The organism is Paraburkholderia sp. FW306-02-B, from assembly GCF_058782725.1.
Genome location: NZ_JBYSXZ010000002.1, coordinates 1,753,555 through 1,773,135, shown reverse-complemented (window position 1 = coordinate 1,773,135; position 19,581 = coordinate 1,753,555). Strand labels below are relative to the sequence as shown.

Genomic DNA, 19,581 nt, shown 5'->3' with positions numbered 1-19,581 from the left:
TGCGGTCGACCAGAGTTAGCGCTTTAGCGCCTACTCTGGTCCCATGCATAGTTGCGGTCGACCAGAGTTAGCGCTTCAGCGCTTACTCTGGTCCCATGCATAGTTGCGGTTAAAACCGCACGCCACCAAAGTGGCGTGCGTATTGCCGGGTTTGACTTTCCAGTCCATCGGACTGGAAACTCTTCCTTCATGCAGCTCAGGCGTCGAAGCGCAGGTGCCGAAACTCAAGCCTCGAGCCAGACGTTTTCCGCGAACATGAAGCCCATCAGGCCGGCCAGCGGAATCGAGCCGAGGCCCTTGAGTTTCGTCGTGTAGGCATCGAGCGAGCTCTGGAACAGCGGAATGCCGACGCCGCCGTTTTCATGCACCAGCACCTGCATGTCGCCGTAGATCTTCTTACGCTTCGCATCGTCCGGTTCGCCGCGGGCCGCGACCAGCATCTGGTCGAACTTCGGGCTCTTCCAGTTCGCTTCGTTCCACGGCGCGTCGGACTTGAAGAACTGCGTGAAGATCACGTCGGCGCTCGGACGCGCGTTGATATTGCCGAAACCCAGCGGATGCTTCATCCAGTGGTTCGACCAGTAGCCGTCGGACGGCACGCGCGACACCTGCAGATTCAGACCGGCTTGCGGCGCCACCTGCTGAAGGAACATCGCCATTTCAACCGATCCTTCCGCCGCCGGCGACGCGAAGATCTGGATCGGCGTGCTGCCGACCTTGGCCTTCTGGAAATGGAACTTCGCCTTGTCCGGATCGAAAGTGCGCTGCGGCAAACCGGCCAGGTAGTACTTGTTGGTCGGATCGATAGGCTGGTCGTTGCCGATCGCGCCGTAGCCCTGGAAGATCGCGCGGCGCATCTGCTCGCGATCCTGCAGGTACATCATGCCTCGACGAAAATCGTCGTTGCCGGTAATGCCGCCTTCGTCGCGAACAATCAGGTCGGTGTACTCGCCCGTCTTCGTCTCCAGCACGGCGAAACCGCCGGCGCCCTTGATCTGGGCGGTCGAGCGCGGGCTTACCGCGTTGATCAGTTGCACGTCGCCCGAGAGCAATGCGTTCACGCGTGCGGATTCGTCGCCGATGCCGATCAATTCGACTTCGTCGAGGTGCGGCAGGCCCGGCTTCCAGTACTTCTCGTTCTTCACACCGACCGTGCGCACGCCCGGCGAGAATTCCTTGACCTTGAACGGGCCGGTGCCGACCGCCGTTTTGAAGTCCGTGGTGCCGTCCTTGATGATGAGGAAATGCGAGGTGGCGAGAATCACCGGCAGATCGGCGTTCGGACCCGCGAGCGTGATCGTCACTTCGTTCGGGCCTGTCGCCTTCACTTCCTTGATCTGATCGGCCAGCGTCTTCGCTTTCGATGCGGTCGCCGGATCCTTGTGCCGCATGATCGAATACACCACGTCGGCGGGCGTGAGCGACTTGCCGTCGTGGAACTGCACGCCGGTGCGCAGCTTGGCGACCCACACCGTCGCATCTTTCGTTTCCAGCGATTGTGCGAGCGCCATCTTCGCGCCCAGATGCGAATCGAGCTCGGTCAGGCCGTTGTAGAACATGTTGCAACGGACGTAGTCGGTGCCGAGCGCGCCCTTCGCGGGATCGACCGTATCGGCTGCGGACGCGGACTGCGTCGCCACCCGGATCTTGCCGCCCTGCTTCGGCGTGGCTTGAGCAAACGCCGCGCCGCTCGCGGCGAGCAAGCCGGCGCCCGTCACCGACATCATGCCGGCGGCGGCCATCGCGCGCAGCACGTCGCGCCGCGAGGCGCCTTTGGCCGTCAACTGCTCCAACCCGGTGTCGAGTTGGACAGCGCCATGTTGCGAGTTTTCCTTATTCATCGAACGATTCTCCGCGAGGGTTGCAGGGATGGTTGCGTGGTTTTGACTTACAAATAAACAACGAGGACTCAATAAAAAATGTCTTTGATGCGGTAATACGTCCCCACCAGCGGCAGGAACCAGGGTTTGCCGGTGTGGCCGGGAATGGCGGGCCACTCGGACGCGCGCCACGGATTGCGCTCTTCGTGGCCGTCCATCACCTCGGCCATCACCTGGCCCATATGCGTCGACATCTGCGTGCCGTGGCCGCTGTAGCCCATCGAGAAGTAAATGCCGTCATGCTGGCCGGCATGCGGCAGACGATCGGCGGTCATATCCACCAGACCGCCCCAGCAGTAATCGATGCGGGCGTTCGCCAGCATCGGGAACATCCCGGCAAGACCTTGCTGCAGAATCCGGCCGCTCTTCGCGTCGGACGGCCGCTCGGACGCCGTGAAGCGCGCCCGGCCGCCGAACAGCAGGCGTGAATCGGGTGTCACGCGGAAGTAGTTGTGCATCAGCCGTGTGGTGGTGTACGCGCGCCGGTTCGGAAACACCTGCGCCAGCAGTTCCGGCGGCAGCGGCTCGGTCACGACGATGAACGAACCGACCGGTGCGAGACGCCGCCGGTACCAGCCGAACGGCCCATGCCGCGACGGTCCGGTGGCGATCAGCACCTGCTTCGCGCGCACTTCGCCGCGCGCCGAGGCGACGCGGTAGCCACCGCTGCCGTCCTTGACGATCGCGGAGACCGCGGCGTTCTCGTAGAGCTTCGCGCCGCGGCGGACCGCGGCATCGGCAAGACCGACCGTGAACTTGCCCATGTGCATCTGGCCGCCATGCCGTTGCAGCAGTCCGCCGTGAAAACTGTCCGACTGGATTTCGCTGCGAATCCGCTCACGGCCGATCAGTTCGATATCCGTATCGACTTCGCGCCGGATCAGTTCCGCGGTCTTCTCCAGATGCGCCAGGTGATGCGGCTTCGACGCCAGTTTCAGCTTGCCGGTGGCCGCATAATTGCAATCGATGTTTTCTTCGCGAATCAGACGCTCGACGGTGTCGACCGCATCCGAATACGCGCGATAACATTCGCTCGCCCGCTCCACGCCGAGTTGCGCGACCAGCGCGACGAAATCCTGCGCGACGCCGGTATTGACCTGCCCGCCGTTACGGCCGGATGCGCCGCCGCCGATGCGCCCGGCGTCGAGCACCGTCACCGATGCGCCGCGCCGCCCGAGCGCCTGGGCCGCCGACAGCCCGGTAAAGCCGCCGCCGATCACGACCACGTCGGTCTGGCCGTCGACCGGACCTTCACACGCCGAGAGTAGCGGCGGCGCGGTGTCGAGCCAATAGGAGTCGAGCTTCATCCGGTCTGTCCTTGATCAGGCAATGAGCGTGGCGGTGGATGTGCAAACAGCGCTTACAGGCCGAGTTCCGCGGCGAGATGCGGAATGTCGTTGACTTCGTAGTATTGGTAGTACGGCGTCGACGGTTCGTGGCCACGGTTGACGAAGGCCTTGTGCCTGATGCCCAGGTCGTGTGCGGTCATCAGGTCGTAGCGCAGGCTCGACGACACGTGCAGCACGTCTTCCGGATTGCAGTCGAGCTGGTCGAACATGTATTCGAAGCCTTGCATGCGCGGCTTGTACGACTGCGCCTGCTCGGCCGTGAAGACCGCGTGAAACGGTGCGCCGAGCTTGTCGACGTTGCTCTGGATCTGGTTGTTCGAGGCGTTCGACAGGATTACCAGCTTGTACTTCTTCGCCAGACGCGAGAGGCCTTCCGGCACGTCCGGATGCGGACCCCAGGTCGGCACGGCCGTGTAGATCTTCTCTGCTTCCACTTCATCGAACTCGACGTTCATACGCTTGCAGGCACGGCGCAACGCGTTGACGACCACGTCGCGATACGGCTTCCATGCGCCGAGCACTTCGTCGCGGCGATAGCCCGCGTAGAACGCGACGAGTTTCTCCAGATCGTCGGCGTTCAGTACGTGGCCGAACATTGCGCGGGTCATGTCGGCCATGCGGAACTTCGTGAGGGTGCCGTAGCAATCGAAGGTGATGTATTTCGGTTCGAATTCGATCATGGTGTCAGTCCTATCGTTGAGATGAACTCGCTGCGAGTTCAGTGGCGAAAACAGGGAAAGCTCATTCCTGTGAAAGATTTAATCAGCGCAAAAACATAGATGTTCCTGATTCGAACGCCGCCGGTGACACAAAACATTCGTTTTGAGGCCGTCGCACAGCAGAGTCTGCGGCGGTCGGGCGGAAAGGCCCGTCCGTGCTGGCTTGGCGGCCCGCTCAGGGTAATCGCCAGGGCAACCGTCAGGGCCGCAGATCGATCAGCACGCTCTTGAAGCGCAGATTCGCCTCGTAGGCCTGGCGGCCGAGGTCCTTGCCGATGCCGGAGCGCTTGTAGCCGCCCGTAGGGATCATGAAGTCCGAGGTGCGGCCGTAGCGGTTGACCCACACCGTGCCGGCCTCGAGCCCTCGCACGAAGCGCAGTGCGCGGCCGAGGTCGGCTGTGTGCACGCCCGCAGCGAGGCCGTACTCGGGATGCTGGGCGAGCGCGAGCGCTTCTTCTTCGGAGTCGAAGGTTTGCAACGTCAGCACCGGGCCGAACACTTCCTCGCGCACGGCCTCGGAGTGGGCCGTGACGTTCGTGAGCAGCGTCGGCGTGTAGAACGCGCCGGCTAAGGCACCAGCGGCACCAGCGGCCCCGCCGTCGGCCCGCACGCCGCCGTAGCGCAGCGTCGCGCCCGCTTCCAGGGTGCGCCCGACAATGCCTTCGATGCGCGCCGCCTGCGGCGCGGAAATGATCGGCGAGAGCGTGGTGCCCGCCGTCCACGTCGCACCGGGCTTCAGTTCGGCGAAAATCTTGCCGATGCGCTCGGCCAGCGGGTCCGCCAGGCTTCGCTCGACCAGCAGCCGCGAGCCCGCCACGCAGACCTGTCCGGCGTTGCCGGTGATCGCGCCGGCAATGCGGCGCGCCACGTCGTCGAGCCGTGGGGCGTCGGCGAAAACGATTTGCGGACTCTTGCCGCCCAGCTCCAGCGTGACCGGCTTGGTGCCGCTGCCGGCACAGGCCGCCATGATTGCGGCGCCCGTGCGGGTGGAGCCGGTGAAGGTGACCTTGCTGATCTTCGGATGACGCACCAGCTCGTCGCCGGTCACGCGCCCGTCGCCCTGCACCACGTTGAAGATGCCGGCCGGCACGCCCGCCTTCACGGCCAGCTCGGCGAGCCGCAGAACCGAAAACGGCGTCATCTCGGACGGCTTGAGCACGACCGCGTTGCCCGCCGCCAGCGCGGGCGCGATCTTCCACGACGCCATCACGAGCGGGAAATTCCACGGCGCGATCGCGCCGATCACACCGTACGGCTCGGCGATCGTCATGCCGAGATGATCGTGGTCGGTCGCGGCCACGTCGCCGCCCAGCTTGTCGGCGAACTCCGCGTAGAAACGGATGCCCTCGGCGGTGAACGGCACGTCCCAGCCGATCGCCTGGCTGATCGGGCGGGTCGAGCCGAGCGCTTCCAGGCGGCCCAGCGCCGTCGCGTCGGCTTCGACCAGGTCGGCGAAACGGCGCAGGATTCTGGCGCGCTCGCGCGGCGCCATCCGCGCCCAGCCGCTGGTTCGGAACGCCTGCCACGCATTCTCGACCGCACGATCCACCATTTCGGCGCCGGCGAGCGGCACGGATGCGTAGATCACGCCGTCCGAGGGGCGCGCCACCTCGATGCGACGATCGCCGCTACGCGCGTCTTCGTCGACATATTGGCCGCCGATGAAATGCCCGCTGCGAATCGCGACGTCGTCCGGATTGAAACTGTCCATGAGAAAGGTTTCCTGAGTGGCTTGCCGATGGGCTCGGGCAGCGCGTCTGGACGACGCCGCCGGCATAACGAAATCGTAGGGCCGCGAGCGCGGCATATGTCGCCGACAAAAATCCCCGTTCAGCAGAACACGCCTGTTATGAACGCCTGGACCAGGCGTTTTGCATTGAACTTCGCTGCGGGGCTTGCGAACGCCCGTGATAAAAAGATCGTCCTAGTCACACTGCGCGCCGGATGACAAAGTGACGGCGTAAGTCTTCAGCCATTCAGGGAGTACGGCGTGTCCGAACCGATTACCTACAGACGCTTCACCAACGACGATATCGCCGCCGCGCACGCGCTCACGGTCGAACTGAAATGGCCGCATCGCGCGGACGACTGGAGGTTCGTCGCGCAACTCGGCATCGGTTTCGTCGCGGAAGACGCGAGCGGGGTGATCGGCACGGCGTTGTGCTGGAAGTTCGGGGCGGACCGGGCCTCGCTGGGGATGGTAATCGTGTCGCCCGCGCAGCAAGGGCGCGGCATCGGCAGGAGCTTGATGGAGCGGGTGCTGGAAGAACTCGGCAGCCGGGTCACGTTCCTCCATGCCACCGTAGCGGGCCAGCCGTTGTACGAAAAGCTCGGCTTTCGCGCGGTCGGCACGCTAGACCAGCATCAGGGCGCAGCGTTCCAGCCGCCCCTCGTTTCGCTGCCGCCGGGCGAGCGTCTGCGCCCGCTCGGTTCGAGCGACACGGCGCGGCTGGTGGAATTGGCGTCGCAGGCGAGCGGGCTGGACCGCAGCGAAGTGTTGCCCGCGTTGTTGAGCGCCGCTGACGGCATCGCGCTCGACCGCGACGGCGAACTCGTCGGCTTCGCCCTGTTTCGCCGCTTCGGCCGGGGTTTTGCGATCGGACCGGTGGTCACGCCCGCGTCGGCGGATTCGAGCCGCGCCAAGGCGCTGATCAGCCACTGGCTGGCGCTCAACGAAGGCGTGTTCGTGCGGATCGATACGCCGGGCGAGAGCGGGCTGACCGAATGGCTGGAACAACTGGGGCTGCCGCGCGTGGATACGGTCGTGAAAATGGTCCGCCATGCCGCGCCGGACGGCGTGCCCAACACAAACAGCCTCGGCAAGGACGCCGCTTATCTGCAGTTCGGCATCATCAACCAGGCGATCTGCTGATTCATCATGGCCTTCCTTTATAAAGCCGACCCGGCGCGCGGCGCGCAATGGGCCAAACTGTTCGCGCAAAAGGCGCCGGACTTGCCGTTTCATATCTGGCCCGATCTCGGCGACCCGGCCGCGATCCGCTACCTCGCCGCCTGGCAGCCGCCTGACGATCCCACCCGCACCTTCCCGAATCTCGAAGTCGTGTTTTCGGTCGGGGCCGGCATCGATCAGTTCGACTTGTCGGGCGTGCCGGCGCATGTGCCGGTCGTGAGGATGATCGAACCGGGGATTGTCGAAGGGATGGTGGAATACGTCACGCAGGCCGTGCTGACGATTCATCGCGATCTGTTCGACTACGGTCTTCAGCAACAGCAGCAGGTCTGGCGGGAACAGCCGCTGAAGCCGGCGAACGAACGCCGGATCGGCGTGCTGGGACTGGGTGTGCTCGGCACCGCGGCGCTGGAACGGCTGCGCCTGTTCGGTTTCGCGTGCGCGGGATGGAGCCGCTCGCCGCGCGAGATCGAAGGGGTCGATTGCTATGCGGGCGAAAGCGCGCTCGACGATTTTCTCGCCCGCACCGATATTCTGATCTGCCTGCTGCCGCTGACGCCCGCCACACGCGGCCTGCTCGACGCAGCGTTATTCGCGAAGCTGCCGCGCGGTGCGTCGCTGATCCAAACGGGACGCGGACCGCATCTGAATCAGCAGGACCTGCTCGCGGCGCTGGACAACGGCCAGCTGCACAACGCGATTCTCGACGTTACCGACCCCGAGCCCTTGCCCGCCGGTCATCCGCTGTGGGTGCATCCGCGCGTGCGGATCACGCCGCATATCGCCAGCGCGACGCGGCCCGAAACCGCCGTCGACGTGGTGCTCGATAATCTGCGCCGGCATCGCGAAGGCCTGCCGATGGTCGGTCAGGTCGACCGGACCCAGGGATATTGAAGCCACCTTGAGCACGGCATGGCCGGGCCGGGTCCGCTTTTCAGTGTCCGCAGCAGAAAATGCTAAGCACGTGCAGCAAAACGCGTCGCGCGCGCTTTTCAGGCAATTGTTTAGCTGAGCGGGCAATCGTCGCAGGTCAGTAGTATGGAACGGTCAACAGCCCTCTTCCGCGACGAGAAACCACCATGCCGATTCATTCGCTTATCGAAGCCGACCGCAAGCATCTGATTCACCCGGTCATCAACTACCGCGCGCACGAAGCCCGTGGCGTCACTGTCCTCGAATCCGCCAGCGGCGCGTTTCTGCGCGACGCGGCAGGTAACGAACTGCTCGACGCCTTCTCCGGCCTGTGGTGCGTGAACGTGGGCTACGGCCAGCAGAGCATCGTCGAGGCCGCCACCGAGCAGATGAAGAAACTGCCCTACGCGACCGGCTATTTTCACTTCGGCTCGGCGCCGGCGATCGAACTGGCGGAGAAGCTGGTCGAGGTGTCGCCCGCTTCGCTGCAGCACGTGTACTTCACGCTCGGCGGCTCGGACGCAGTCGACTCCGCGATTCGTTTCATCACGCATTACTTCAACGCGACGGGGCGGCCGTCGAAGAAACACATCATCGCGTTGCAGCGCGGCTACCACGGTTCATCGTCGATGGGCGCAGGGCTTACCGCATTGCCGGCGTTCCATCGGAACTTCGATCTGCCGTTGCCGACCCAGCATCATCTGCCGTCGCCGTACGCGTACCGCAATCGTTTCGCCGACGACGCCGCGTTGATCGCCGCCTCGGTCGCCGCCCTCGAAGCGAAGGTGGCGGAGCTCGGCGCGGACAATGTCGCGGCCTTCTTCTGCGAACCGATTCAGGGCTCGGGTGGCGTGATCGTGCCGCCGGTCGGCTGGCTGAAAGCGATGCGTGAAGCCTGCCGCAAGCTCGGCATTCTGTTCGTCGCCGACGAGGTCATCACCGGCTTCGGCCGCACCGGTCCGCTGTTTGCGTGCCAGGCCGAAAACGTCGAACCGGATCTGATGACCGTGGCGAAAGGATTGACCGCCGGCTATGCGCCGATGGGCGCGGTGCTGATGTCCGACGAAATCTACCAGGGCATCGCCGACGGCGACGCCGAGGCGATCGTCGGTCATGGCCACACGTACTCGGCGCATCCGGTCAGCGCGGCAATCGGCCTCGAAGTGATGCGGCTGTATCACGAAGGTGGCCTGCTCGCCAACGGCGTGGCGCGCGCCCCGCGTTTCGCCCGGGGCCTGGACGCGCTGCTCGCGCATCCGCTGGTCGGCGACTCGCGCCACCGCGGCCTGCTCGGCGCGCTCGAACTCGTCGCGGATAAAGACAGCAAAGCGGGCTTCGATCCGTCGTTGAAACTGTCCGATCGGATCGCCGCCGCCGCGTATGAAAACCGCCTGATCTTCCGCGCGTTTGGCGACAATATTCTCGGCTTTGCACCGGCGCTGTCGTACACCGAGGCGGAGTTCGATCTGATGTTCGAGAGACTCGAAAAGACCCTCGACGACGTTCTCGCGCAAGCCGATGTCCGGGCCGCGCTTAAGGACAAAAGCCATGTCGCTGCGTGCTAGAGTAGAGGATTCTTAGAGACCCATTCATCCATCGCCGGAGCGATAACGTTACGATGAGCAGCGACTGCAAGCTGGACCGGATTGACCTGCGCATACTTTCACAGTTGCAGAAGAAAGGCCGCATAACGAACGTCGAGCTTGCCGACGCGGTCGGCCTTTCGCCCAGTCCTTGCCTGATCCGCGTCAAGCGTCTGGAGAAAGCCGGCTACATCATCGGCTACGGTGCGCAGATCCAGCTCGAAAAGCTCGGCGACGTGCAGATCGTGTTTACCGAAGTCACGCTCGCCGATCATCGGCGGGAAGATTTCATCAAGTTCGTGAATGCGATCAAAGACGTCGACGAGATCGTCGAGTGCCATCTGGCGAGCGGCGGCTACGACTACCTGCTGAAGTTCGTCACGCGCAGCGTGAGCCACTATCAGAGCATCGTTGAAGGCTTGCTGGAGCGCGATATCGGCATCGAGAAATACTTCAGCTACGTGATCATCAAATCGCCGTTCGTGAAGAGCCACTACCCGCTCGAAACGCTGTTCTCGCAGAACCACAACTAGTACCCGCCCCGCCACACGATAGCCGGCACCCGTTATGGATAATCGCTGAACCGGGATGCCGGTGCGCTTTCCGTTGTCGCCGGCGTATAACCCGGCACGCTCGCGCGAAACTGATTGAGCAAACCGTTATCGACCTGCGAAAAGCCTTTGAGCTGGAGTTGCATCAACACACGCGTGCCGGTGCTGGGCGACGTGGTCGAACTGGTGGCGTTGGTGTACTTCTCGAACGCGACGCCGAGCGACCAGCAATCCGCGTCGTATTGAAGTCCCAGCAAACCTGCGATCAGCCGATGGGCGCTCATGTCGTAATTGACACGCGCGACACTGACCACGTTGTGCGATAGCGGCCATTGTTCGGACACGATGAACTGATTGACCGGTTGATAGTCGAGCGTGCTGTTGGCGCGCGTGTAGCGATACGCGACATTCAACACCTGCCGTGCGGCCGGCGACCAGCCAAAGCCGGCTTCCGCATGCGTGAGGTAGTGGTTAGCCTGACTGTACTCCACCGCCTGTTCCGCTGAAAAACCCTGGCCCAGCTTGTACGACGCGCCGCCGATCACACTCGTGCGCGCAACGGTGCCAATTGCGTCGTCTGTGTTGAGGGTCACGCGCGGCGTGCGAAAGTCGTACTGCTCCGCAAGGACGAAACGGGCCCGTTCGTCGCCGCTCGAAGGATCGATGAAACGCGAAGTCAGTGCAGCCGTGACGCGGTTGGCATCGGACACCCGGTCGTTGCCAACGAAGCTATTGGGCATGAACAGTTCCGCCAGCCCGAAATCGGCCGTCGCCGTATCGAACAACGGCGCGAACGACTGGTTGCGGTAAGGCGTGTACACATAGAACAGCCGCGGTTCGAGCGTCTGGATGGTCGACTGCCCGAAGATCCGCACGCTTCGTTCGAAACGCATGCCCGAATCGAGGCTGAATGTCGGCACGTTGACGTCGAACGTCTTCGGCTGCCCGGCAGGCGCATCCGATCCGATCGACGTCAGGTCATACGCGGCGAAATGCCATGCGAGCTTCGGCGTGATGAACCAGCCCGGACGCTCGATCGGATAGCTGACGTAAGGGTTGAAAACGAAACGGCTGCCTTGCGTCGCATCGGCCGACGAGATCGTGAAGCGCGTCGCATCCGCCTCGGCGCCAAAGTCGAAACCCCCTACGTTGTAGCGCGCATAACGGACATTGACCTGCGGTTCGCGGTTATAGGTCGAGTCGCTTGTAAAAGCTTGCCAACGTTGCTCGCGAGCCAGCACGCTCCACGGCCCGTTTGAGTAAGTCAGACCCGCTTCCTGCTGATACAGCGTGGTGGAACCCGTCGGGAACGCGACACCCGACGCGAGATCGGTCACCACCGTCGAGTCCGAGACCCGGTTGTAGTTGACGTAGGCGCCAAAGCCCGAGCCGAGGTTCCAGTTCTGATTCAGCGCAATCGAGTAACGGTCGGTTCTGGTGATCGCATCGTGCGGCAGCCATGCGACCGAGATCGACCCCGAATCGTTCGGCTGCAGATAGCGGTAGTCCGCCGTCAACATCTCGCCTCTTTTCGACATGCTGCGAGGCGTCAAGGTTAAATCGTAGTTCGGTGCGAGGTTGAAGTAGTACGGCAGCGCGACGTCGACGCCGTTGGTCGAACTGATCGAGAACGTCGGCGGCAGGAAGCCGCTGCGCCGCGCACCGGACAATGGAAACGACAGCCACGGACTCGCCAGCAGCGGCACACCTTGGAAAAACAGCACGCTATTGTGCGCGATCCCCTCGTCGTTGCCGCTATCGATGTCGAATTCGGACGCCTTCAGATACCACGCGGGATCCGACTCGCATTGGCAGGTGCTATACGTACCGTGATGAACGACAGTGCGCTCGTTGTCGACCAGATCCACGCGTTGAGCGCTACCCCACCCTCCGGTCAGATGAAACCGGTACTTGGGCACGCTGATGTAGCCTTCGTTCGCTTCGACGTAAAAATGCGCGTCGGGTCCATCGAACACATTGCCATTGTCGACCAACCGCACCTGCCCATAAGCGTCGGCCTTATCGCCGTCGACGTCGTAGTGCAGCGCATCGCCCTTGACGATCGACGCGTACCGCCGCAGTTGCGCGTGACCCTTCAGCGAAACGTCCGTGCCGGTCGTGGTGGTCACCGAATCGGCCACGACCGAAGTAGCGGGCTTGTCGCCCGCCCGTAAGGGTTGCTCGGTCAGTTGCGGCTCGAACCGCAGGCTCCAGACGCCGTCGAGCGGTTCCGGGATCGCAGACGCGCCAACCAGTTGCGCATATCCGGCAAGCGGCACGCATCCAGCCGTACCCAGCATGAACGAAATGAGAGGCCTTAAGCGTAGGCGTCGAAATACACCGCGTAGTATCAAAACAGATAAGTTTCGGAAAGGATGGCAGACGCATCAAGGCGAACGGAAGCCCTGACGTGCGTCAGGATGAACAGCGGCGAGTGCGCGCCAAGCTATTGGAGCGTGACGTCGTTAGAGCGGGAATCCGCCACCCCTGCCGCGCCCGCTGCGCCACCCAGCGCCTGCAGCAGATACGGAATCTGGTCTGCGGGCAAAGAAAACGATAGCCCCGCGCTAGCGGATAGACGGAACCGGATCACCACCATTTCCATGCCGTTCAGTCTGCCGACTTCCCAACCCTGGCAGTGCAGCGCGAAGCCCATCTCCTGATTGTTATGAATCACGCGGTCGGCGTGCTCGATTGCGTTGGGGAGCGCGACCAGCAGGTCATTGAGCACCGAACGGTGGAGTGCCGCCGTGGGTTGATTGCCGTGTATCAGCAGATATTGACCATCCGCTGTCAACTGCATATTGGTGATCGAATTCAGCATGAAGGTCGACGGATCAGGCACGGCGTGCGCCCTCCTGCGTGCGCGCGGAACGGTCCACTGCCCGGCCTTGCGCTGCGCTCACCGTGTTGCCGGACGCGTCGCGCAGCGTGCGCATCGACGCCATCGCCAGACGTGCTGAAAAGATCGGCGACGAGCTGACGCGTAAGACAGCCGCAAGAATCGCCGGTGAAAGAAATTCGATCATGATCAATTCTCCAAATGGTGCTACGCAGGTAGCGGAAGCCGACCATTTGACGATACCAGCGCAAGCACGGCTTCAGGTTACGCGTGCCCTACGCTTCCTTCGGATCTGTAACGCATTATTTCGACGCTCGCACTGTAATCCGCACCGGCCCGAGCAGCCGGCGCGACGCACACGTTAGCAACCCTAATGGGCGGAAAGTTTTCGGTAACAGATAGCACGGAAGCGCGATCCTATACTTCGCGCTTTCCAGAGCCATGGAACATCGCTTCGAATGCATCGCTCGCGCTCGAGCGTTCTCGTTTGCGCTTCGCGCGCTGCATCAGGACAGAACCCCAAGATGAATCTTCAAGCTTTAACGAGCCGTATCGCGGGCGCGCTCTCGCTCGCCGGCATCACGCTGACAGCCGGGTCGGCCCACGCGGCAGAGCCGTTCGTCGTGCAAGATATCCGGATCGAGGGACTCAAACGCATCGAACCCGGCACCCTGTTTGCCTATCTTCCTATCAAGCAAGGCGGCATGTTTAGCGACGACAAGGCTTCGGAAGCCATTCGCGCACTCTATGCCACCGGTTTCTTCAACGAAGTGCGCATTTCGACTGAAGGCCATACCGTCATCGTTCAGGTTCAGGAACGACCGGCGGTCGGCACGATCGACTTTGCCGGCATTCACGAATTCGACAAGGAAAATCTGACCAAGGCGCTCAGTTCGGTCGGGCTGTCGCGAGGCCGTTACTACGACCGGGCGCTGGTCGACAAAGCCGAGCAGGAGTTGAAGCGCCAGTACCTGACGCGTGGCTACTACGCCGCTGAAGTCACCACCACGATCACGCCGATCGACCGCAACCGGGTGGCGGTGCTGTTCTCCGTCGCGGAAGGCCCGAGCGCGAAGATCCGCCAGATCAACTTCATCGGCAACAGCGCATTCAGCACGGACACGTTACGCGACGAAATGCAGATGTCCACGCCGAACTGGTTCTCGTGGTACACGAAGAACGACCTGTACGCGAAAGACAAGCTGACCGGAGACCTGGAGCACATTCGCTCGTACTACCTGAACCGCGGCTATCTGGAGTTCAACTTCGAGTCGACCCAGGTATCGCTTACGCCGGACAGGAAGGAAATGTACCTGACGGTCACGCTGCATGAAGGCGAACCGTACACGATTTCGAGCATCAAGCTCGCAGGCAACCTGCTCGATCGCGAGCCCGAGCTGACCAAGCTTATCACGATCAAACCGGGCGAGCGCTTCTCCGCCGAAAAACTTCAGGCCGCCACCAAGGCCGTCGTCGACAAGCTCGGCGAGTACGGCTATGCGTTCGCCACCGTCAATGCGCAGCCGCAGATCGATCAGGAACATCATAAGGTCGACCTGACGCTGCAAGTGGACCCGAGCCGCCGTGTGTACGTGCGTCACATCAACGTGGTCGGCAACACGCGCACGCGCGATGAAGTGGTGCGCCGCGAAATGCGCCAGCTTGAAAGCTCATGGTTCGATTCGAACCGCCTTGCGCTGTCGAAAGACCGGGTCAACCGTCTCGGCTACTTCACCGATGTCGACGTCACCACGGTCCCGGTAGAAGGTTCGCCCGATCAGGTCGATGTGGACGTCAAGGTGAGCGAAAAGCCGACCGGCGCGATTACGCTGGGCGCGGGCTACTCGTCGACGGACAAGGTGGTGTTGTCGGCCGGTATCTCGCAGGACAACGTGTTCGGCTCGGGCACCAGCCTCGCCTTGAACGTGAACACCGCGAAGACCTACCGCACGCTGACTGTTACGCAAACCGATCCGTACTTCACGGTGGACGGCATCAAGCGGATCACCGACGTCTACTACCGCACGACCTACCCGCTCTATAACTACACCGATACGAGTTTCCGGATCCTGACCATCGGCGCCGACCTGAAATTCGGCATTCCGTTTTCCGAAGCCGACACCGTCTATTTCGGCCTCGGTATCGAACAGAACCGGCTGACGACGGATTCCTTGACACCTCAGAGCTACAAGGACTACGTGGCGGAATTCGGCCATGTGGTGAACAACGTGCCCATTACGACGGGCTGGGCCCTGGACAATCGCGACAGCGCATTGGTGCCCAGCCGGGGCTATTTCCTGCAAGGCAATGGCGAAGTCGGCACCCCGGCTGGCGGCACCGAGTACTACAAGGCGGACGTTCAGGCGCAGTATTACTATTCATTCGCGCGCGGCTTCATTCTCGGCCTGAATCTTCAAGGCGGCTACGGCAACGGCTTCGCGGGAAAGGCGTATCCGATCTTCAAGAATTACTATGCGGGTGGCATCGGCTCGGTACGCGGCTACGATTCGGGTTCACTCGGTCCTACCGACAAGACGACTGGCGACCCGATCGGCGGCTCGCGGATGGTCGTGGCCAATGTCGAGATGACGTTCCCGCTGCCGGGCAGCGGCTGGGACCGGACGCTGCGCGTGTTCACCTTCATGGATGCGGGCAACGTCTGGGGCGACGAAGGCAACAGCACGGGCGCCAACGGCTTGCGGTACAGTTACGGCGCGGGTCTCGAGTGGATCTCGCCGATCGGCCCGCTCAAGCTGTCTCTTGGCTTCCCGCTGATCAAGCATGCCACCGACAAGTACCAGAAATTCCAGTTTCAGATCGGCACATCGTTCTGATCGTGAATGCCCGCGGTCTTTGCATGAAGACCGCGGGCATGACACGCACCAACGCACCAACGCGCCATCCGGTCGCGTGGTCAGGCGCTCGCCAGGTCTGAATCGATTCGCAACCCGTTCAAAGCTCAGCATCTTCGCCCTCCTGCTCCGATTTCACAAAGTCTCCTCAATTTCGCCATTGTTGCTCCGACATTGATACCTATCATTCGCTCATCATCAGAGCGACTGCGTACGGTCCGCTTTCTGAGTTCGATATGTCGTTCCAAAGCAGCGGATGGTTGAAATGGCTGAACGTGAACATCGCACAGACTGCAACCGTCGATTCCGGTTGGGAGGTCACGCGGATTTATGACTATCAGCCTTCTTGTAGTCGAACCGGACCCATCAATCCGGGATCAGTTGCGCTTTCACCTTCATAAGAACCAGATCGCGCTCTCGGTACTGTATAGCGCGGCTCAGCTTGTCAGCCGGGTGGAACTGGAGTGTCCGTCAGCGATTCTGTTGCGCGCCGAGCAGCCGATGATCGAGGCGCGCGAGGCGCTCCGGCAACTACGGTTAGCGGGCTACGACATGCCCATATTCGTGCAAAGCACCTCCGGCGAGATCGTCGATAAAATCGTCGCTTTCGAATTGGGTGCGGACGACTATATCGTCGATCCCGTCGATCCGTACGAATTGACCGCCAGGATCAAGCGCGCAGTGCAACGCTGCAACCGGACGCTTTGCGACGCGCCGGAAATTCGTGAGAAGGTTTCGTTCGGCAGTTACCAGATAGACTTCGCCACGCGCCGGCTGCTCAGGAACGGCTGCGAAATCTCGCTGCGATCCGGCGAGTTTGCCTTACTCAAGCTGTTCGCAAGCAACCCGATGCGAGTATTGACGCGCTCGATGGTCAACAGCCAGCTAGGAAGGGCTGAGAGCCAGAAGGCCAGTCTGGATGTTGCGGTCTGCCGCTTGCGCGGCGTGATAGAGGCAGATCCGTCCGCCCCCAGGTTCATTCAAACCTTGCGCGGACGAGGCTATATGTTCGTACCATCGCCGGAGTCGCCACCCTCGCATGGTGCGCGCGAAAGTGCGGGTTTTGCCGGGCACAGGGAGTTTGGCGAACGAGGCACTGGGGCCGTATGACGACCGGGTCGATATGAACAGCGATCGATTTGCAACGCGCGTCGTGGAAAAGGCGTGACGCTCACGCTGCACGATGGAAGATACTGAAAGTTTCCCGCGAGCGGGATCGCACGGCACTTTGCGTGCTTGCCGCCATGCAGCGCTATTTGCGACCTTCCGCCACCGCTAGCTGCATCATGGGCAACGTCATTGCGGCGTCGATCACATCGATAATGTCGATATCGCCGAAATAATCGGCATACAGGTCACCGGTCGCTGCCAGCAGGCCACCGAATCCGTAGTGGAAATCCGCCGGAACAATTGGCCTGAACCCCGAGGCATAGTGGGCCCATGACGCGCACCCGCCCAGATCATCCGCGACGCCCGCGGGAGCGCTGCCGTTGCCGCGGGCGAAAGCATTGATGCTCTCCAGGCGCAAACCATGGCGGATCGAAGGGCAGCAGATCGTTGCCACGGCCAGGACGAGTATAAGGATGCGCATAAAAGAAACACCGAAAGAAACACCGAAAGTTAAGCCTGGAAGTCAGACAGCCATAGGACACCGAAGTTTTTTGGTTAAATTACCATCCCTTTCCGCTGGACTGAAATACCCGCGACAGCGAGATTCAACAACGCTCAGGCGCGCCGCAGACGCACGCGGCCCGCAGGCGTAGCGGGGTCGTCCGTCAGAGTGTGGCGCAGACCGTTGCGATGCATCCGCACGCGCTCCCTGATCTCGGCCTCGGTCGCGGCGCCCCGCACGGCAATGCAAGAGTACTCACCGTTGCGGTCGATCCACTCGACGATCCGGCAGCACTCGCCCCACGGTTGCATGAGCGGCGCGGAAACGCGGCAGCCGCGTATCTTCACGACGTCCGTAACCCGCGCTGCGCTAACACCGCTTTCCGCCTTGCCGCGGGCTCCGGCAGCGGTGACTGTCTTTCGGCCGGGCCGGAAACCGCGCGACACGGCACGGTTCACAGGTGAGGAAACTTGCATGAGATTGCTCCACTGACGGAACTGACCACCGGATATGGCCTCTTGGTCAGGCCACCGTAAAAGTGCCACACCATCTTATCCAGACAACGCGCAGACACAACGAAGAAAGGATGGAGAAGTTGTGGAGATTCGTCGGCAACGGTGGATCGACGTCGCATTCATCTAGAATTCAGCCATGCAAAGTGAAACGATCCGTACTCGCCCGAGCCGCCCTTTCGGGGTCTTTCTCTCCCACGCGCGGCAGCGGCGAATGAAGATGCGCTTTGGCATTACCTGGAAAATGTTCCTCGCGGTATTAGTCGCTTGCCTGGCGATTTCTTTAACGATGGGCTACGCCGTGCGCGTAAGCTTCGAAAACGGTTTCCTGCATTACGTTCGGGAGCGCAACGCGGGGCGCATCAAAGCCGTCATGGCGAAGGTGACGAGTGAATACGCCGCTCGCGGTAACTGGAATTTCCTGCGCGAGCATCCCGACGCATGGCTCGCGCTGCTGGACGGCGCCGCACACGACGCGCTGCGCGAAGAGCTTGCCACCGCGCAACTGGGCAAGCCGCCGGCCTGGCGAAGCTTTCCCGGGAGCGGCAGCGTTCAGCAACTGCTCGGACCGCTCTCGGGTCCGTCTGAAGGACCGCACTGGGGCATGCGCCTGCCGCCGGCGCCGCCGTCCAATCCCGGCATCACGATGGAGCGTGACCGTGTATCGGCAAGCGGTGTCGTGGGCGGCGACAGCAGCTATGACCGGCCGCTCCCTTCAGCCCCTTCGTCCCCGTCGCATGACGGCATGCTCCGTAACACGTCACCCGAGGGTCCGCCCGTCACACTCTACGACGCCAGCCACGAACTCGTGGCGAGCAACGGCCAGCCTCCGCCACCCGGCAGCACGATGAGACCCGTTGTCTACAACGGCAAGGTAGTGGGCTGGCTCGCCGTGACCGGGCCCGATACCCTTTCGGACGCCGCCGACATCGCCTTCCAGGCGCAGCAGCAGCGCGCGACCCTGGAAATCGCGGGCGTTGCTGTCGTGCTCGCGGCGCTAGTCGCACTGGTACTTGCGCGCATCGTTCTCGCCCCGGTCAGACGTTTGATGAATGCGACCCATCGCCTTGCCGGTGGCGACTACACCGCACGGGTGCCGGCCGGCAGACGCGACGAGCTTGGCCGGCTTGCGTGCGACTTCAACGTATTGGCCGATTCGCTGCATAAAGCCGAGCGTTCCCGGCGCGATTTCATCGCGGATATTTCACACGAGTTGCGCACGCCGCTCGCCGTGCTCCGCGGCGAACTGGAAGCCATAGAAGACGGTGTGCATGTGTTCGATCACGATTCGCTCATTTCACTGCAAACCGAAGTGAACATGCTCAACAAGCTCATAGAGGATTTATACGAGCTTTCTCTGAGCGACGTCGGCGCACTCAGTTATCGCAAAACGCCAACCCATGTCGGGCAACTGGCGCGGGCTTCGATCGAGGCCATGCGGGAGTCGTTCAAGGCGAAACGAATTGAACTCGACCTGACCTGCATGCCGGCAATCGCCAACACAACTTTCGCGGTCGATCCCGCGCGTTTCGTACAACTGCTGAAAAATCTGCTGCAAAATTCGTTGCGTTATACCGATCCGGACGGCCAGGTGCGGGTGTCGCTTTCGCAGAGCGCCAGCGGCTGGCAACTTGACGTGCAGGACTCGCTGCCCGGTGTGCCCGAGGCCGCGCTCGGGCATCTGTTCGACCGCTTCTATCGCGTGGACGAATCACGCAGCCGTCAGAACGGCGGCGCGGGCCTGGGCCTCTCGCTGTGCCACGCTATTGTGACGGCGCATGGCGGCACGATCGACGCCAAGGCCTCGCCGCTAGGCGGCGTCTGGATCACTGCCCGCTTTCCGCCGGAAGGAGACTGA

16 protein-coding genes are annotated in these 19,581 nt (G+C 62.3%); 7 read left to right on the top strand and 9 right to left on the bottom strand.

Going from position 1 to position 19,581, the window contains the following annotated elements; genetic code table 11:
* Positions 1–224: 224 nt before the first annotated feature.
* From AC3WOG_RS29125 to AC3WOG_RS29110, 4 genes are all read right to left on the bottom strand, one after another.
* Entirely contained in the window at positions 225–1,841 is a 1,617-nt protein-coding gene (locus tag AC3WOG_RS29125; protein ID WP_492581279.1) for an ABC transporter substrate-binding protein, read from the bottom strand.
* A 68-nt stretch (positions 1,842–1,909) separates the two neighbouring features.
* Positions 1,910–3,187 carry an NAD(P)/FAD-dependent oxidoreductase gene (locus AC3WOG_RS29120; protein ID WP_492581278.1) on the bottom strand — a complete coding sequence of 426 codons (1,278 nt, stop codon included), beginning with the start codon at positions 3,185–3,187 and terminating at the stop codon, positions 1,910–1,912.
* 53 nt (positions 3,188–3,240) lie between these two features.
* On the bottom strand, positions 3,241–3,909 hold the full coding sequence (locus AC3WOG_RS29115; protein ID WP_492581277.1) for a haloacid dehalogenase type II: 669 nt from the start codon (positions 3,907–3,909) through the stop codon (positions 3,241–3,243).
* 238 nt (positions 3,910–4,147) lie between these two features.
* Entirely contained in the window at positions 4,148–5,659 is a 1,512-nt protein-coding gene (locus AC3WOG_RS29110; protein ID WP_492581276.1) for an aldehyde dehydrogenase family protein, read from the bottom strand.
* Positions 5,660–5,938: 279 nt separating this feature from the next.
* On the opposite strand from AC3WOG_RS29110, the gene AC3WOG_RS29105 reads away from it, so the two are divergent.
* The 4 genes from AC3WOG_RS29105 to AC3WOG_RS29090 all read left to right on the top strand — a co-directional run bounded on the left by AC3WOG_RS29105 (position 5,939) and on the right by AC3WOG_RS29090 (position 9,887).
* Entirely contained in the window at positions 5,939–6,820 is an 882-nt protein-coding gene (locus tag AC3WOG_RS29105) for a GNAT family N-acetyltransferase (protein WP_492581275.1), read from the top strand.
* 6 nt (positions 6,821–6,826) lie between these two features.
* Positions 6,827–7,753, top strand: coding sequence for a 2-hydroxyacid dehydrogenase (locus AC3WOG_RS29100; RefSeq protein WP_492581274.1), 927 nt, complete (start codon positions 6,827–6,829; stop codon positions 7,751–7,753).
* Positions 7,754–7,938: 185 nt separating this feature from the next.
* On the top strand, positions 7,939–9,336 hold the full coding sequence (locus tag AC3WOG_RS29095; protein WP_492581273.1) for an aspartate aminotransferase family protein: 1,398 nt from the start codon (positions 7,939–7,941) through the stop codon (positions 9,334–9,336).
* 53 nt (positions 9,337–9,389) lie between these two features.
* A complete protein-coding gene (locus AC3WOG_RS29090) occupies positions 9,390–9,887 on the top strand; it encodes an Lrp/AsnC family transcriptional regulator (RefSeq protein ID WP_064265480.1) in 498 nt (165 codons plus the stop codon).
* 32 nt (positions 9,888–9,919) lie between these two features.
* Here AC3WOG_RS29090 and AC3WOG_RS29085 read toward each other — a convergent pair whose 3' ends face one another.
* The 3 genes from AC3WOG_RS29085 to AC3WOG_RS29075 all read right to left on the bottom strand — a co-directional run bounded on the left by AC3WOG_RS29085 (position 9,920) and on the right by AC3WOG_RS29075 (position 12,934).
* A complete protein-coding gene (locus AC3WOG_RS29085; RefSeq protein ID WP_492581272.1) occupies positions 9,920–12,205 on the bottom strand; it encodes an LPS-assembly protein LptD in 2,286 nt (761 codons plus the stop codon).
* A 146-nt stretch (positions 12,206–12,351) separates the two neighbouring features.
* Positions 12,352–12,750, bottom strand: coding sequence for a hypothetical protein (locus AC3WOG_RS29080; protein WP_492581271.1), 399 nt, complete (start codon positions 12,748–12,750; stop codon positions 12,352–12,354).
* Positions 12,743–12,934 (bottom strand): hypothetical protein, encoded by a 192-nt coding sequence (locus AC3WOG_RS29075; RefSeq protein ID WP_492581270.1) that lies wholly within the window; start codon positions 12,932–12,934, stop codon positions 12,743–12,745. The genes AC3WOG_RS29080 and AC3WOG_RS29075 overlap by 8 nt, the downstream gene beginning before the upstream one ends.
* A gap of 337 nt (positions 12,935–13,271) precedes the next feature.
* On the opposite strand from AC3WOG_RS29075, the gene bamA reads away from it, so the two are divergent.
* Positions 13,272–15,581, top strand: a complete 2,310-nt coding sequence (gene bamA / locus AC3WOG_RS29070) for an outer membrane protein assembly factor BamA (RefSeq protein ID WP_492581269.1) — start codon at positions 13,272–13,274, stop codon at positions 15,579–15,581.
* 348 nt (positions 15,582–15,929) lie between these two features.
* Positions 15,930–16,709: a winged helix-turn-helix domain-containing protein gene (locus AC3WOG_RS29065; RefSeq protein WP_492581268.1), complete on the top strand. Its 780-nt coding sequence runs from the start codon at positions 15,930–15,932 to the stop codon at positions 16,707–16,709.
* 142 nt (positions 16,710–16,851) lie between these two features.
* On the opposite strand, the gene AC3WOG_RS29060 is transcribed toward AC3WOG_RS29065, so the two are convergent.
* Both AC3WOG_RS29060 and AC3WOG_RS29055 read right to left on the bottom strand, forming a co-directional pair.
* On the bottom strand, positions 16,852–17,190 hold the full coding sequence (locus tag AC3WOG_RS29060; RefSeq protein WP_492581267.1) for a hypothetical protein: 339 nt from the start codon (positions 17,188–17,190) through the stop codon (positions 16,852–16,854).
* A gap of 134 nt (positions 17,191–17,324) precedes the next feature.
* Positions 17,325–17,687 carry a DUF2866 domain-containing protein gene (locus tag AC3WOG_RS29055; RefSeq protein ID WP_492581266.1) on the bottom strand — a complete coding sequence of 121 codons (363 nt, stop codon included), beginning with the start codon at positions 17,685–17,687 and terminating at the stop codon, positions 17,325–17,327.
* A 250-nt stretch (positions 17,688–17,937) separates the two neighbouring features.
* On the opposite strand from AC3WOG_RS29055, the gene AC3WOG_RS29050 reads away from it, so the two are divergent.
* A complete protein-coding gene (locus tag AC3WOG_RS29050; protein WP_492581265.1) occupies positions 17,938–19,581 on the top strand; it encodes an ATP-binding protein in 1,644 nt (547 codons plus the stop codon).